Source organism: Paenibacillus sp. J53TS2 (assembly GCF_018403305.1).
GTDB classification, from domain to species: Bacteria; Bacillota; Bacilli; order Paenibacillales; family Paenibacillaceae; genus Fontibacillus; species Fontibacillus rhizolycopersici.
On the sequence record NZ_BOSK01000001.1, the window covers coordinates 502,699 to 516,817 of the forward strand.

Genomic DNA, 14,119 nt, shown 5'->3' on the forward strand with positions numbered 1-14,119 from the left:
AAAAACGAAAAAAGCGTTGTTTCAAGCCGATATTCGCCTGCCTGAAAGCCGCTACGCACACCCTATAAACCGTATTATCATATGTATGAATCACAATATATTGTGTGCGAATACCATTATACTATACAATATCTCGTTGTCACAGCAGGACAGCTTGAAATTTTAGGCTTTTTTCCGAATGCTGCTGGCCCAAACACTCGTTTGCTCCGGTTCTCTCAATTTTTCGGTCTTGAATCTATGAAACCGCCATGTAACCATTTCCAACCCAAGCTATAAAACGGAAGAACTGCCTCTGGAGGCTTCATCATGCGATTATCCCTTTCGTTAAGGGAGCAAGGTCGAGGTCGAACGGTTCATCTAAATCGCTTTGATCTGAGCAAACGGGATCATCATGTAAAACGGTCAACCCAAGCAATATCAATAGCTGATGCTCCGTTTCGCTCCCGCTCCCCTCTCAAAAGTTATGAACTCCTTCTTTTTCGTCCATACTACACCTACGTCTGCAAGAAGCACGCGGTATGGACTGATTCGGATCCTTTCGTAGCCGCAATAGAGCTAGTCAAATACGCATCAAAAGGGAGGTTTTACATCATGAATCCTCATCCCCCCGGCCCTTCCCCCAATTCGGTCGTCCCGCCGGAATGGAATCTGCAGATCCCCGTAGACTTCGACCGAAGTTGGTTCAGCGACTTGGAATCGAGACATCAAAAGGGCGGCCCATGGGACGATTGGAAGCTGTTTAACCTTGCCCTTGAGGCCGAAACTGCTTCGCTTGTCACGAGCTTTGAAGAAATGCAATGTTTGAAGCATCTGCAGGGCGTCACCCCTCTACCGCACCAAACCGAAACGGCTCGAAAGGTCCTGTTCGAAATGCGCGGGCGTGCGATCCTCGCCGACGAGGTGGGTCTTGGGAAGACGATCGAAGCCGGTTTGATTTTAAAGGAATACATCGTGCGCGGATTAGTGAAGAAGGTATTGATTCTGGTGCCTGCATCCCTGGTGTTGCAGTGGGTTCGGGAACTGAATCAGAAGTTCGGCATACCGGCCGTAGCGCAGAAGAAAGAGCATTCCTGGCACAACGACGTCGTTGTCGCCTCCATGGACACGGCCAAACGCGACCCGCATAAGAATATTTTACTCAATAACGAATACGATCTGGTCATCGTTGATGAAGCCCACAAACTGAAGAACAAGAAAACGACCAATTATCAGTTCATGCTGCAGCTGCGAAAAAAATATTGCCTTCTCCTGACCGCCACTCCGGTGCAAAACGATCTAGGCGAGCTGTTCAACCTGATCACGCTGCTTAAGCCGGGGCAACTGGGCGGGCAAAGCGAATTTGCCGCCAATTTCGTCGTCGACAAACGACAGCCGAAGAACGAGAATCAGCTCAAGGATGAGTTGGCCAAGGTGATGATCCGCAACCGGCGCGGTGACGGCGAGCTGGAATTCACGAAGCGAATCGTCCGCAACATTGACGTAGAGCTGTCCGAGGAAGAGAAGAACCTGTACAACGGGGTTACTTCCTTCATTAAAGACCAATATAACGCCGCTGGCGGCGACCTCAACAGCATGCTGTCCCTGGTCACCCTGCAACGCGAGGTATGCAGCAGCCGGGATGCGGTATTCGTCACATTGGTTAATTTATCTAAGAAGCTTGCCCCTGATTCCCCGATCCGCGATCGGATTTGGGATCTTGTCGACCTGATCCGTCAGATCAAAGCGAATAGCAAAGCGGAGAAAGCGATGGAGCTGATCCGTGAAATGAATGACAAGGTGATCGTGTTCACCGAGTATCGGGCTACGCAGGAGTATCTGCTGAAGTACTTCCGTGACCGCGGAATGACCGCGGTTCCGTACCGGGGTGGGATGAACCGAGGCAAAAAAGATTGGATGATGGACCTGTTCCGCGGCCGGGCCCAGGTGATGATCGCGACCGAAGCGGGCGGCGAAGGTATCAACCTGCAATTTTGCCATCAGATGATCAACTTCGACCTGCCCTGGAACCCGATGCGAGTGGAGCAGCGGATCGGCCGGGTGCACCGGCTGGGTCAAACCAACGACGTCAATATTTACAATCTGTCTACCAAAGGCACGATCGAGGAGCATATCCTTCACCTGCTGCACGAGAAGATCAATATGTTCGAGTTGGTCATAGGCCATCTTGACGTGATTTTGGAGCGGTTCGAAAAACAACATTCACTGGAAAAAAGCATTTACCAAATCATCCTCGAATCCGGCAGTGAAGAGGAGATAGCCAGCCGCGTCGATTCGCTGGGACGCGAATTCCACACCATAAAATCCGAGCTGGATGCAGAAGCCGAAGGAACCGAAAGCGAAGGCGGCCTGCAGCAGCTGTTGGGAGGTTGATCTGCGGTTATGTCCATGACCTCTGAACAGATACGCGAGTATGTTCTGACCTATCTGGAAGCAACCGAATGTCAGTTCCTTGAGAAATCGCCACATCACGTCACCGTGAAACTCTCTCCTCGCGCGGACCGGGACTTAACGAACCGTCCCTATTACTGGGGGTTCATCGAACGGACCGGAGCGGAGCCGGAAACGATGTCGTTTTCGTTTGTTTTTGATCCGGAGGCTCACCGGGCGGCCGAAGAAGCGAAGGCCTCCCGGGAACAAACGGGACCCGGGCAGCAGATGGAAGCCGCACAGGAGGACACGCTGCTCGGCCGCTACTTTGGCGCGGTCCGCCCGCTCCCGGTACTCGGTCCGGGAAGGATTCAACGCGAGGAGCTCACATTTGGCAGCCCGCGGCTGAAACAGATTTTTGAAGCAGCGCGTAAAGGCGGCCGTTATGTGTATTTGTTCGAGGAGCCGGGGCAACGTCAACGGATGGCCTTGCTGCCCGCCGCCTATGAGCCTTGGCTGGGCGTCTGCTTCAAGGTGGAATTCTGCTGCGATATGAAACGCGAGGAGCTGCATTATTACGGAGTTTCCCTGCTGACGGGCGCCGTCGATGAGTCGTTTCAGACCCGAATTGCGGCGAAACAACTGGTTCCGCGCTTGCCCGAAAACGTCCATATCGAACCAACCAAGCTGTCGTTAGATGCCGGACGCACCGTGCTTGAGCAGCGGCTTGCCGATCAGATTGCCGCTTATGACGACCGCTGGGCCCAGGAGGCCCGCGAACGGTTGAACGACGAGTTAGCATTGATCGACGCTTATTACAAGGATCTCGTGAAAGATCCCGAACCCGAGCGGGCTCAAGGCGCCAGCGAGCAATACGAAGCGAGACGAGATGAAATCCGCTGGCAGTATGAGCCGAGAATTGTCGTATCCGCCTTGGGCTGCGGCATCTTTCATCTGCGTTCGCCGCGGTGACGAGAAATCAGACTGATCTCGCTAAAAGACCGCAAAAATAGAAGCCGTTTGCCGCAAAGCAAAGCGACAGGTTGCAACATCCTTTTTGGGGCGGCTTCGGTACAATGGACAAGCAATCGAAACCAGGCCTGATGAGGCCTGACGAATGGCTAGGGAGGCGATACCATGCCGGAAGCACGCAAACCTCAAAAGAAATTAACCACCACTTGCAAAATTCTCTTATGCGCAAGCATCTTATATAGCGCATCAGGCGCCGGTCTACCGCTGGCGGACGGCTTGGGCACGGCGGGGGCCGCCGGCGAGCGAACCGGGCAGGCCGCGTTGGCGACGCTCGGGACGGCGGCGGATGCACCCGCGCCTGAGGCGCTGCGGCGCTTCGCCGCCGAGGCCGTCGGCCAGCTGGCCCAGGCCGAGCCGTTTACGGCCTGGGCCGGCGCCGACACCGCCATTGAGCCGCTGGGGCCGGGCACGCACAGCTGGCTCGTCACGGTGGCGGCCGCCGGCAGCGGCCAAGGCGGCGCAGCCGAGGTACCGCCGGGCGCTTCAGCCCCGCGCGGCTACCTCATTATCTCCGCGACCGAGAGCGGAGATTACAAGCTGGTCGAATACGGAATGGGCACCTATTCCGTATTCGACCCGGCGCTGCTCGAGGCCGCGCTCCGGCAGAGCAGCCTCGGCGCAGCCGCTGCGGGACGGGTGACCGCCGTCCCGCTCTACGCCGGCCCGGCATTGGCCGCGTGGAAGGTTCGCCTGCCGGATGGCGGCGAACCCCAATACGTCAATGCCGCCGACGGCGAATGGCTGCCCGAAACGACGGGCAGCTGGGACAAGCAGGCGGGCGGCTACGCGCCGCCGCGGCTGGCTGCGAGCAGCCGCGCGCCGTTATCGACCGCCCCTATCGTCTACACGTCATCCCGCTTCGATCCCTACGACAACCTGTTATGGATGACGGCTAAACCGCTGGCGATGAAGTCCGATGCCTTCATCGGCAAGCTGAAAACCAGTCGGAAGCTTGTCTATGCCGCTTCCGGTCCTGAACGCACTTATTCCTTTCCTCTTCCGGTCTACGGATATCAAACCTGGACGAACAACAGCCCTTTGGCAGAGCCATCCGCTGAAGCCGAAGCCGAGGCCGTTTACGTCGTTACCGGCACCGACACCGCGATCCGGTTGATCGCGCTGGACGCTTTGATAGCTAGCGGGAAATTCGTCACGTTCTAGCTGCGAGAGTACTTCGAAGAGCACTGCCGTTAGCTGACAGTGCTCTTTTGGCTCTTACACACGGACCCTCATACGATCCCTATGATCCCGCCACCGAACCCGCACTTCCCTCTGCGGATGCCTGGGCCGTCAGCCGTGACGGTCTGCTGAGCAACTGGTGCAGGCTGTCCAGATTCGTCAGCACTGTGCCGGCGATAATCGTTCCTCCACCCAGCACCGCATACCATCCTGCCGTTTCTCCGTAGAACAACACGCCGATCGTCATCGCGATGAGTGGCGAGACGTACAACCAAGTCGACGGAAACACCGGATTGGTCTTAGCCACCAGCCAATAAAACAAGCTGTGCCCCACCATCGAACCTACCACGGTCAGATAGAACAGCGAGCCTAACGCGGACGGCTGCAGTAAAACCTCGGCCGACACCCTTTCGGTGAAAGCCGACAGGATAAAAAGCAGCAAGCCTCCGTATATCATTTGCGCGGCGTTTAGCGCGATTGGCGACTCCTCCGCATAGCTTTGGGTCACTCGTTTGGTGTACAGGGCGCCGATTGAATACAGCACTTCCCCGATCAAAATCGCCGCGCAGCCGATCGCCCAGCGGGGGCCGGCCTGCACCGAAATCATGTTGGGAAGCACGAGCAGCATCACGCCAACCAAGCCGATGAGGATGCCTAGGACGGCGCGTCTTGTCGTTTTTTGCCGCAGGACGATCATCTGAAGCAACACAATCATCAACGGCCCAGTAGCCGATAACACCGCAGCGACACCGGAGGTCACGTATTGCTCCGCCCAGTACAGAAATGAAAACGTCCCGAAGGTCAACAACGCCCCTGTCACCAGCATCTCCTTGCGCAGCAGCAAGGACCATGCGGCCTTTTTTCGCCAAACCATCCACAGGAACAGGATCGACCCGGCGGCAAAGAAACGGAGACCCGCCGAGAAAAACGGAGGCGCCGCATGGTCTACTCCGATTTTTATCGCTAAAAAAGTCGTGCCGAACACGAGACACACGATCAAATAGTTGACCACAATCATCGAGATCTTCCCCTTTCGCCTATTGAACTGTATCATACAGTAAAGAAGACAGAACAGATGGGTCATCGCAGAACAGATGCTTGGGCTTTTCGCATAAAATGGATTCGTGGTGCAAGGGGGGAAGAGGATGAACGTAAGACCCAAGCCGCCGGCAGAGTCCGGCAAGATTCTCTATACGCAAGTTTATGATTATATTTGGGACCGAATCCGTCGGGGAGACTGGAAAGCGCATGACAAACTGCCCTCCGTGCGTGCGTTGGCCGGGGAACTTCAGCTCCACCGGTTAACCGTCTTCCGGGCCTATGGGCTGTTAAAGGAACAAGGAATCGTTTACGTCAAAGAGAAGTCTGGTTATTACGTTTCCGAAGAACAACCACATGCAGATCCTGCCGCACCCAAAGGCGAAGAAGCAGCATTCTTCGTTCCAACCGCCGCTGGAGTCAGCGAGAAGGCGCTCTCCGGGCCCCGGCACGGGGGCGGACGAATGCAAAACACCTTAAGCGAGATCCACCGCATCCCGGCCGACTATTCGTTCTCCCAGGCGCTCATCGATCCGAACCTGCTGCCGAACCTGTTCCTTTCAGACCACGTGAAGCAGGTATTCGACCGCTATCCCAAGCTGCTTGGCACTTACTCCTCTGTCCAAGGAGACGAGGAGCTGCGGGAGCTCCTCAGTGCAGATTTGCAGCGGAAAAATAAGCTTCAGGTCTCCCCCGACGAACTGCTGATCACGACCGGCGGCCAGCAAGCGATCGACCTGCTGGCTGGCGTTTATCTTCGTCCCATGGACCATGTCCTGGTGGAACGCCCAACCTACAGCTCGGCGCTTGACTGCTTCCGTCAGAGGGGCGCTCGTCTCTTACCCGTGGAGATTCGCAGGGACGGGTATGACCTGGACGTTGTCGAAGCTTACCTGAAACGCCATAAACCCCGGATGTTTTATATGAACCCGACCTTTCACAATCCGACGGGATACACGGTGCCGGCCGTCCAACGCAAGCAACTGGTTGAACTGGCGGAGCGCTACGGTTGCTTGATCGTCGAGGATGACGCAGTTCATGACGTTTACTTCGACGCACCGCCTCCCCCGCCGCTCTATTCCTACGATACGGAAGGCTGGGTCGTCTACCTGCGCAGCTTCAGCAAGTACTTGGCGCCTGGTCTGCGCATCTGCGCCGTTGCCGCGCGAGCAGCCGCGATGGTTCCGCTGCTGACCGCCAAGTCGCTGGCCGACAACGGGACGCCGCTCGTCAACCAGAAGCTGTTCCAGCACTGCTTCGAGTCGGTACGGCTGCAGCTGCACCTGGAGAAGCTTCGTACGGCGCTACAAATTCGCCGGGACGTGATGGAGCAAGCGCTCGCTTCAGGTACAGGCTGGCAGTGGTTCCGTCCGCAAGGCGGCTTGAATCTGTGGGTCCACCTCCCTGACGGGCTAAACGCCAACCGGCTCCTGACCGAAAGCATCCGCCGTGGGTTAACGTTCGTCCCCGGAACGATCTGCGATCCCATGGGTGAAATGAACGACCAAATCCGGCTCAGCTATTCGTTCATGAATGAAGCGCGGATTCAAGAAGGCGTTCACCTGCTGGTCCGCTTGGCCGAGGAGCTGGTGCAAAGCGAATGAAGCACGCGATGAATGATGGGAACGAATTCGATACCCGGGCAAACCTAAAAAAACAGCCGCCTTCTCCCTTGCGGGACGGAAGACGGCTGATTTCGCTTGAGGCTCGGCCAAGTCACACTCCGCGGGAACGGGAGGGATGCTCTTTCCCCCGGGATTCCTTCTTCTTCGGTTTGGGAATCTGCTCGGCCCACAGGGAGATGGAGAACGGGATCATCCCGAACCATCGCCGGCTCCACGGTTCCTTGACCTTCGAGCGCTCACGGCGGACTTCCCGCGGCGTTTCCACGTAATCCACCACCCGCTCCGTGATGTATTTGACCAACTCGTCGCCTTTCGCCATTGGAGATAGCTCCTTTCCAGCTTAGTCATTTCTTCGTTAGCTCTAGTTTGTGCCGAATCGCACCGCATTAAACCCGTACAACCCCATGGCTACCGGCAAATCGCCAATGCATGATTTTCCTTCCGCTGGCTCACTATATAGAGGTAGAAAAGCCCGAAAGGTGAGACACATGGGAAAGATTACACGATGCCTGCTAGCCATAATGAGTTCGATCCCCATAGCATTCGGTTGGGGGATCGCCCCGGCAGCGGCTGACGAAGGTAAGGATCTTCGACATGCCTTCCCCGAACCGGTGATTCTGATCGATGCCGGTCACGGAGGGATTGACGGGGGAACGTCTTACGAACAGATTCTCGAGAAGGATATCAATCTCGAAATTGGGCGGCGGCTTTATGTCGTCCTGAGAAGCCACGGCTACCGCGCAATACTCAACCGGACGGGGGATTATGCCCTAAGCGACGACAATCGCTGGCTTCACAGCCGCTCACGGCACCTGCGGGACCTTGCCCAGCGTAAGGAACTTAGCGAGCAGTTGCCCGCTTCGATCGTCGTCAGCTTGCATGTCAACTGGGGACGGAATAAATCGAAACGCGGTCCGCTTGTACTCCATCAGAACGAAGGACGAAGCGTGGTACTAGCAGACTCGATCCAACGGTCACTGGAAAGGTTCTATCAGTTGGAAGCAGCTCGAGTTCCGGAACACGGGAAGCCGTTTTATTTGCTGAACCATATCGATTGCCCCGCCGTCATTGTGGAGACGGGATTTCTCAGCAATACCGAAGACCGCGCCATTCTCACGAACGGGCGCGGTCAGCAGAGGATTGCCGAAGCGTTGTATCGAGGCATCTCCGAATATTTTACGGTAATGTAAACCCCGGTCCCGGCTTCACGCCGGGACTAATTTGTTCCCGCGCCAATTCGCTGATTCCGATGAAATGGATGCCTTCTGCTTGCAGCATCGGGATATTCTTTCTTAATGCAGCCGCCGTTTTCTTGCCTTGCACACCCACATGTCCAATGGTTACACAGCTGCCTCGGTTCTCCTTCTTCAACAAGGCAAGGACTTGCCGCAGTTGACCCGAGACGTGCTCCACGCTGCCCACATCGTCCAGGAAAATGTCATTTTCAAGCCGGGGCAGTCCCTTCTCTTCGCTTAAGCGAGGAATGACCGACCAATAATTGGTTTTGCTATCAACGAAGAATAAACCGCGTTCCCGGCATACCTCCAAAATCACCGACATCACGCGCTCATCTCCGGTTACCTTCGAGCCCATATGGTTGTTCATACCCACGGCATAAGGCACTTGTTCAATCGCGGCTTCCACCCGCCGACGGATCTCCCCGTCCGTCATGTTGGAGAGGATGGCCCCGGGTCCCAGCCACTCCGGTCTTCCTTGCTTCGGCTCCATCGGCAAATGGACAATCACATCGTGCCCGTGCTCGTGCGCCCGTCGCGCATCCTCCTGAGTGGTTTCCAAGAAAGGCATGACTGCAACGGTCAATTTCACAGGCAAGTCCAACATTTCGTCCGTCCCGTCCATCCGATTGCCAAAATCATCGATAATCACCGCAAGTTTGTGGGTAGACACTGGTTGTTTGCTATCCACTGCCGGATCTGTCTTCTCTCCTCCAGCGCCGACCGGCGCAGCTCGTCCGCTTCCGGGTGTCATCAACAACAGCGCGATCAAACAACTGACAGTCAGTACCGGGAACCATCGAACCGGGTTGCGGAAAATCGTCAAATTCGCTTCCTCCTTTACTCATCCCCACTTGGATTTAAAATCAAGCTTCCCCGAAATTCCCGTCGCCGCGTCAGGCAAGTCCACACCAGATCGGCCGCAAGCAACAGCAATAGCAGCGGGCCAGCCACGGACCACACCGAGGAAATGCTTTGATACGCTTGTTCCACCAGCGGGTGCAGCACTTTGAGCATCAACGCCGACAGAAGTCCCCAATACAGTGAAAATCGCAGGCAGACATGGCCGCCAAGCTGAAACCGTAGCCCAGAATAATCCCACCATCTTCGCCCAAACATCGTGAACAGCAAATATCCGCTGATCCCTTCAACGACGGTTGGAATGATGAGACATAATAGAGCCGCTAGCAGCGGGCGTACTCCTTCTCCCTCCTGCAAAAATATCAATAGAAGCAGCGGGGCTACGCCGTACATCGGCTTAAACGGGCCCTTCATGAACCCCTCCTTCCAGAACACTCCCTGCGTGAACAGGCTGTATACATTTTCGAGCAGCCAGCCAAAGAGTGAATACAGCAGAAAATAAAAACCGAGTTCTCCCGCCGTCATGAACACCATCCTCCTTTCTGCTAGTATGACTGTCCCTGTCCGGAAACATGCGCAAACGGTCCGCTGCGCACCAGAGCTCACAAATAAAGGTAAAAAATACCCTTACATCTGCGAAAAGGCCCCTTTTGAACAAAATAGCGGTATTTGATGGCCTTATTTTTCCGCAGGAGCCCCAAATGGGGCGGTTTTGTCCCTATCGAACCGAAATAAGGCCATTTTTTACCGCTATTTGTTCAAAAAGAGCCATATCACCGAAAATAAGGTGATTTTTTACCGTTATCTCTTCCGAGGCCGGCGAAGTCCATGCCTTACCCATCGGGCGTAGCAGGGCTACCGTGTCCGCCCCATACCAAAAACCAGCCCCCACTACCAAGCAGTGAGGGCTGGTTTTACTTGTGTTATGCCGTTGTCTGTCTTCGCCATCCATGGGCCAAAACTCGTTACATTCCCAGCACCGGATGGGGGACATACGGTTCTTCCAGTCGAGCAATTTCGTCCGGGGTTAACCGAAGCGACACCGCGGCAACCGCGTCCTCGAGATGATGTGGTTTGGTCGCTCCCACAATCGGAGCTGTGACCGGGGTTTTCTGCAGCACCCAGGCCAAGGCGACCTGCGCGCGCGGGACACCGCGCTGAGCTGCAACCTCGGCCACACGCTCGACCACCTTGCGGTCGGCTTCCGCCATAGTCGCGTACAGACGTTGGCCGAACAAGTCGCTTTGCGAACGCTCACTTTGTTCATCCCAATCGCGGGTTAACCGGCCGCGAGCCAGCGGGCTCCAAGGAATGATACCGATGTTCTCCGCTTCGCACAGCGGCAGCATCTCACGTTCTTCCTCGCGATACAACAGGTTCAGGTAATTTTGCATGGAGACAAATCGGGTCCATCCGTGCCGCTCAGCAGTATGCAGTGCTTTAAGAAATTGCCAGGCATACATCGAGGAAGCCCCGATATAACGGGCTTTGCCAGCCTTGACGACATCATGGAGCGCCTCCATCGTTTCTTCGATCGGCGTCGTGGGATCCCAGCGGTGAATCTGATACAGATCGACGTAGTCCGTCCCCAAACGTTTCAGGCTATGGTCGATTTCCGCCAGGATCGCTTTGCGCGATAAACCTCCGCCGTTCGGACCGGGACGCATGCGCCCATGGACCTTGGTGGCGATTACGATCTCGTCGCGGTTGGCGAACTCTCGGAGTGCCCGTCCGACGATTTCTTCACTCGTCCCATCGGAGTACACGTTGGCCGTATCGAAGAAATTAATGCCAAGCTCAAGTGCCTTGCGGATAAACGGACGGCTTTCTTCCTCGCTCAGCGACCAGGGATGCGGCCCGCGGTCCGGCTCCCCATAACTCATGCAGCCCAGGCAAATACGCGATACCTCAAGGCCGGTTCGTCCCAGCTTCACATATTCCATCTTCCATGCTCCTCCCGTGATAAAATCTGGAATCCTAGCCCTTCATGGTATAGTATAAATCAAGCATATGAAATTAAGTACGTTAATGCCAGGTCAAGGAGGTTTTTAGAAATGAAGTTTAATCAAATCACCTGCGCGGATAACGTTGGGCTCGAAGCCTGGGCTTTGGAAGAATTACAAAACTATTCGAAGCAACCCATCATTCGGTTTGATAAAGATCCGCAAAGCAAAGATGAGTTAATGGGAAGAATCCAAGGTGCGGATTGCGTACTTGTATCCTGGAGAACGAGGATTGATCAGGAGTTGATTGCAAACCACCCGTCGATTCGGTATATCGGCATGTGCTGCAGCCTGTATGACGAGCGATCGGCCAACGTCGATATCGCCGCGGCGAGAGCGCATGGCATCGAGGTAAGGGGAGTTCGTGATTATGGCGATGAAGGGGTTGCCGAATTCGTCATGAGCGAGCTCATCCGCTTGCTCAAAGGTCTGGGCCCGCACCAATGGCTAAGCGAACCGGTCGAGCTGCAGCAGCGCAAGCTGGGCATCATCGGGATGGGGACGACGGGCAAGATTTTGGCGCATCGGGCTTCCGCTTTCGGCATGCAAGTCCGTTATTTCAGCCGGAACCGCAAACCGGATTGCGAACAAGCCGGGTTTGAATATGCTCCGCTTCGCGAGTTGCTGCATACCTCGGAGATGATCTCCATGCACTTGCCCAGAAACACCCATCTCCTCGGACCTGAGGATTTCGCCGCATTGGGCCACGGCAAAATTCTGGTGAACACCTCCCTCGGAGCGCCATTTGATGCCGCTGCCTTTCGGGAGTGGATCCAAGCAAGCGGAAATTATGCGATCTTTGACGCTGACGGTGCAGGGGAGTTCAAAACTGAGCTTCACCGCTATCCCCAAATCATCTATACTCCCAAAGTGTCAGGTTTTACCCGGGAAGCCAGAGGAAGATTATCTCGCAAGGTATTGGATAATTTAACGAGTTATAGGGGCACGAGTAAATGAAAAAAACAGCCTCGCAACCGCTCCGAGGAGCAAGTTGCGAGGCTGTTCTACTTAAGGATGCGGTCGAGAGGACTCGAACCTCCACGGGGGGTTAGCCCACACGGACCTGAACCGTGCGCGTCTGCCAATTCCGCCACGACCGCGTTTCTCGGTTGATGCATTGTTTTGCAGCAACGAAATATATAATATCATTTATTTTTCGAAGAGTCAATAAATGAATCTCTGGAAATCCCCCCTCCTTCCCGTTATACTTAAAGGATATCCCGACGAATTAACTTGGAAATGGAGAGCCTTATCGATGTTGACTCATTCCAATCCTTTGATTAAGAAGCAAATCTATGATCGAATCTCGTTCCTCGGCACCGTCTCCAAAGCCGACCTGATGAGCGAGTTTCCGCTTACTAGCAGCAGCATGACACGTTTACTGGAGGAGATGACCTCCCGGGGGCTAATCGTCATCTCCGGGCTGGGGAGCTCGACCGGCGGCCGAAAGCCGATCCTGTTCCAGACGAATCCGAAGCACAGATTTGTGTTTGGGCTCGAAATCTCCCGGATCTACTCCGTACTTGGTCTATATGATATGCATTTAAACCCTTTGTCACAGGCCCGCTGGAAAATGGACGATCGCATGACACCCGATGTTCTGGCGGACTCTGTTGCCAATACCGCGAAGGCGTTTCTTACGGAGCACGGAATCACTTCCGCCGACATTCTGGGAATCGGCATCGGTGCGGTTGGCCCGCTGGATCATCGCAACGGAATCATCCTCGAACCCGAGTGGTTTCCCGCCCCCTCCTGGAGACACGTTCCAATCTGCACTATGCTCGAGGAGCGGTTAGGGATTCCCGCCATGCTCGATAACGGGGCCAACACCGCGCTCATCGGTGAGCACTGGGCGCTACGATCCGAAACCATTCGGCACGCCTTATACGTGCATGCCGGCGTAAACATCCGCTCGGCCGCCATGTCCGAGGGCCGTATTCTTCGAGGAGCCGCCGATACCGAAGGGGCAATCGGGCAAATGATCATTCAGATGGACGGACCAAAGCTCCGTAATAAAGGCAACTCCGGAGCGTTGGAGGCTTTCGTTTCGGTTCCCGCACTTGAAGAGCGGGTTCGCGTAGAGCTCATAGCCGGGCGCATCAGTGTGTTGTCCGGCGAAGCCCCGGACCGTGTGAACTTCGCCGCCCTGGTCGACGCCTTGTCTCAGAACGATTCACTGGTAATGGAACAATTCACGAAAACGGCCGTCTGCCTCGGAACCGGACTAGCCAATCTGATCAATGCCTTACACCCTGAATATGTTGTTCTGGGCGGTCCGCTTGTCAGCGCACACCCGCTTGTTTTCGATATTGCAGTCGAAGTCGCGAAGAAAAATGCATACCATTATCCCGAATACAACCCGCTGTTCACCCAAGGTCAGCTGACTGATACTGCCGTAGCCACGGGGGCGGCGCTGATGGTGCTGCAGCATTGGCCAATCGATTAAGAAAGAGATTGGCCCAATGGTGGTCCATTTGAAAAGTTCCCTTGATTGAAAAAATAATTGGCCAGGTATGAACCCACCTAGCCGATTATTTTTATTGTTGGCAGAGTTGCCCAACTTTCAGAAGATTATGGGCATGGGAAAGCCCCCCTGATTTCTGATTCATACGTGCGCTGTACTGTCACCGGCAAGAATGTTGCAGATAGTGCAACATTCTTGCCGATTCCTTCGTATACGCCCCAAAATCCTGCACGAAATGCAACATTTCCGTGATCGGATCCACTTACCTTCCGGGACGAACCCTTTGCTTATGCACCGCCGGAGGTTGAGACCCGA

General features: G+C 55.2%; 12 protein-coding genes and 1 tRNA gene. 7 read left to right on the forward strand and 6 right to left on the reverse strand.

Annotated features, from left to right (window positions below):
- The first annotated feature begins 591 nt into the window (after positions 1-591).
- From KJS42_RS02380 to KJS42_RS02390, 3 genes are all read left to right on the forward strand, one after another.
- On the forward strand, positions 592-2,370 hold the full coding sequence (locus tag KJS42_RS02380; RefSeq protein ID WP_213621854.1) for a DEAD/DEAH box helicase: 1,779 nt from the start codon (positions 592-594) through the stop codon (positions 2,368-2,370).
- 9 nt (positions 2,371-2,379) lie between these two features.
- Positions 2,380-3,339 (forward strand): YqhG family protein, encoded by a 960-nt coding sequence (locus KJS42_RS02385; protein WP_213621855.1) that lies wholly within the window; start codon positions 2,380-2,382, stop codon positions 3,337-3,339.
- Between the two features lie 165 nt (positions 3,340-3,504).
- Positions 3,505-4,560, forward strand: coding sequence for a hypothetical protein (locus tag KJS42_RS02390; RefSeq protein WP_213621856.1), 1,056 nt, complete (start codon positions 3,505-3,507; stop codon positions 4,558-4,560).
- A gap of 79 nt (positions 4,561-4,639) precedes the next feature.
- Here KJS42_RS02390 and KJS42_RS02395 read toward each other — a convergent pair whose 3' ends face one another.
- Entirely contained in the window at positions 4,640-5,596 is a 957-nt protein-coding gene (locus KJS42_RS02395; protein WP_213621857.1) for a DMT family transporter, read from the reverse strand.
- A 127-nt stretch (positions 5,597-5,723) separates the two neighbouring features.
- Between KJS42_RS02395 and KJS42_RS02400 the strand changes: the two genes are divergently transcribed.
- On the forward strand, positions 5,724-7,220 hold the full coding sequence (locus KJS42_RS02400; RefSeq protein ID WP_213621858.1) for an aminotransferase-like domain-containing protein: 1,497 nt from the start codon (positions 5,724-5,726) through the stop codon (positions 7,218-7,220).
- 112 nt (positions 7,221-7,332) lie between these two features.
- Here the strand turns inward: KJS42_RS02400 and KJS42_RS02405 are convergent, their stop codons facing one another.
- Positions 7,333-7,560 (reverse strand): YqzE family protein, encoded by a 228-nt coding sequence (locus KJS42_RS02405; protein ID WP_213621859.1) that lies wholly within the window; start codon positions 7,558-7,560, stop codon positions 7,333-7,335.
- A gap of 169 nt (positions 7,561-7,729) precedes the next feature.
- On the opposite strand from KJS42_RS02405, the gene KJS42_RS02410 reads away from it, so the two are divergent.
- A complete protein-coding gene (locus KJS42_RS02410; protein ID WP_213621860.1) occupies positions 7,730-8,431 on the forward strand; it encodes an N-acetylmuramoyl-L-alanine amidase family protein in 702 nt (233 codons plus the stop codon).
- On the opposite strand, the gene KJS42_RS02415 is transcribed toward KJS42_RS02410, so the two are convergent.
- The 3 genes from KJS42_RS02415 to KJS42_RS02425 all read right to left on the reverse strand — a co-directional run bounded on the left by KJS42_RS02415 (position 8,418) and on the right by KJS42_RS02425 (position 11,280).
- Positions 8,418-9,230 (reverse strand): divergent polysaccharide deacetylase family protein, encoded by an 813-nt coding sequence (locus tag KJS42_RS02415; protein ID WP_213622102.1) that lies wholly within the window; start codon positions 9,228-9,230, stop codon positions 8,418-8,420. The two genes, KJS42_RS02410 and KJS42_RS02415, sit on opposite strands and share 14 nt — an antisense overlap.
- Before the next feature lie 86 nt (positions 9,231-9,316).
- Positions 9,317-9,862 (reverse strand): putative ABC transporter permease, encoded by a 546-nt coding sequence (locus tag KJS42_RS02420; RefSeq protein WP_213621861.1) that lies wholly within the window; start codon positions 9,860-9,862, stop codon positions 9,317-9,319.
- A 440-nt stretch (positions 9,863-10,302) separates the two neighbouring features.
- The gene (locus tag KJS42_RS02425; RefSeq protein WP_213621862.1) at positions 10,303-11,280 is read right to left on the reverse strand and encodes an aldo/keto reductase; all 978 of its coding nucleotides are present in this window, start codon (positions 11,278-11,280) and stop codon (positions 10,303-10,305) included.
- A gap of 111 nt (positions 11,281-11,391) precedes the next feature.
- On the opposite strand from KJS42_RS02425, the gene KJS42_RS02430 reads away from it, so the two are divergent.
- Positions 11,392-12,297, forward strand: a complete 906-nt coding sequence (locus KJS42_RS02430) for a D-isomer specific 2-hydroxyacid dehydrogenase family protein (RefSeq protein WP_213621863.1) — start codon at positions 11,392-11,394, stop codon at positions 12,295-12,297.
- A gap of 58 nt (positions 12,298-12,355) precedes the next feature.
- Here KJS42_RS02430 and KJS42_RS02435 read toward each other — a convergent pair.
- Positions 12,356-12,440 (reverse strand) — tRNA-Leu (locus KJS42_RS02435).
- Between the two features lie 155 nt (positions 12,441-12,595).
- Between KJS42_RS02435 and KJS42_RS02440 the strand changes: the two genes are divergently transcribed.
- Entirely contained in the window at positions 12,596-13,786 is a 1,191-nt protein-coding gene (locus tag KJS42_RS02440; RefSeq protein ID WP_213621864.1) for an ROK family protein, read from the forward strand.
- Positions 13,787-14,119: the final 333 nt, after the last annotated feature.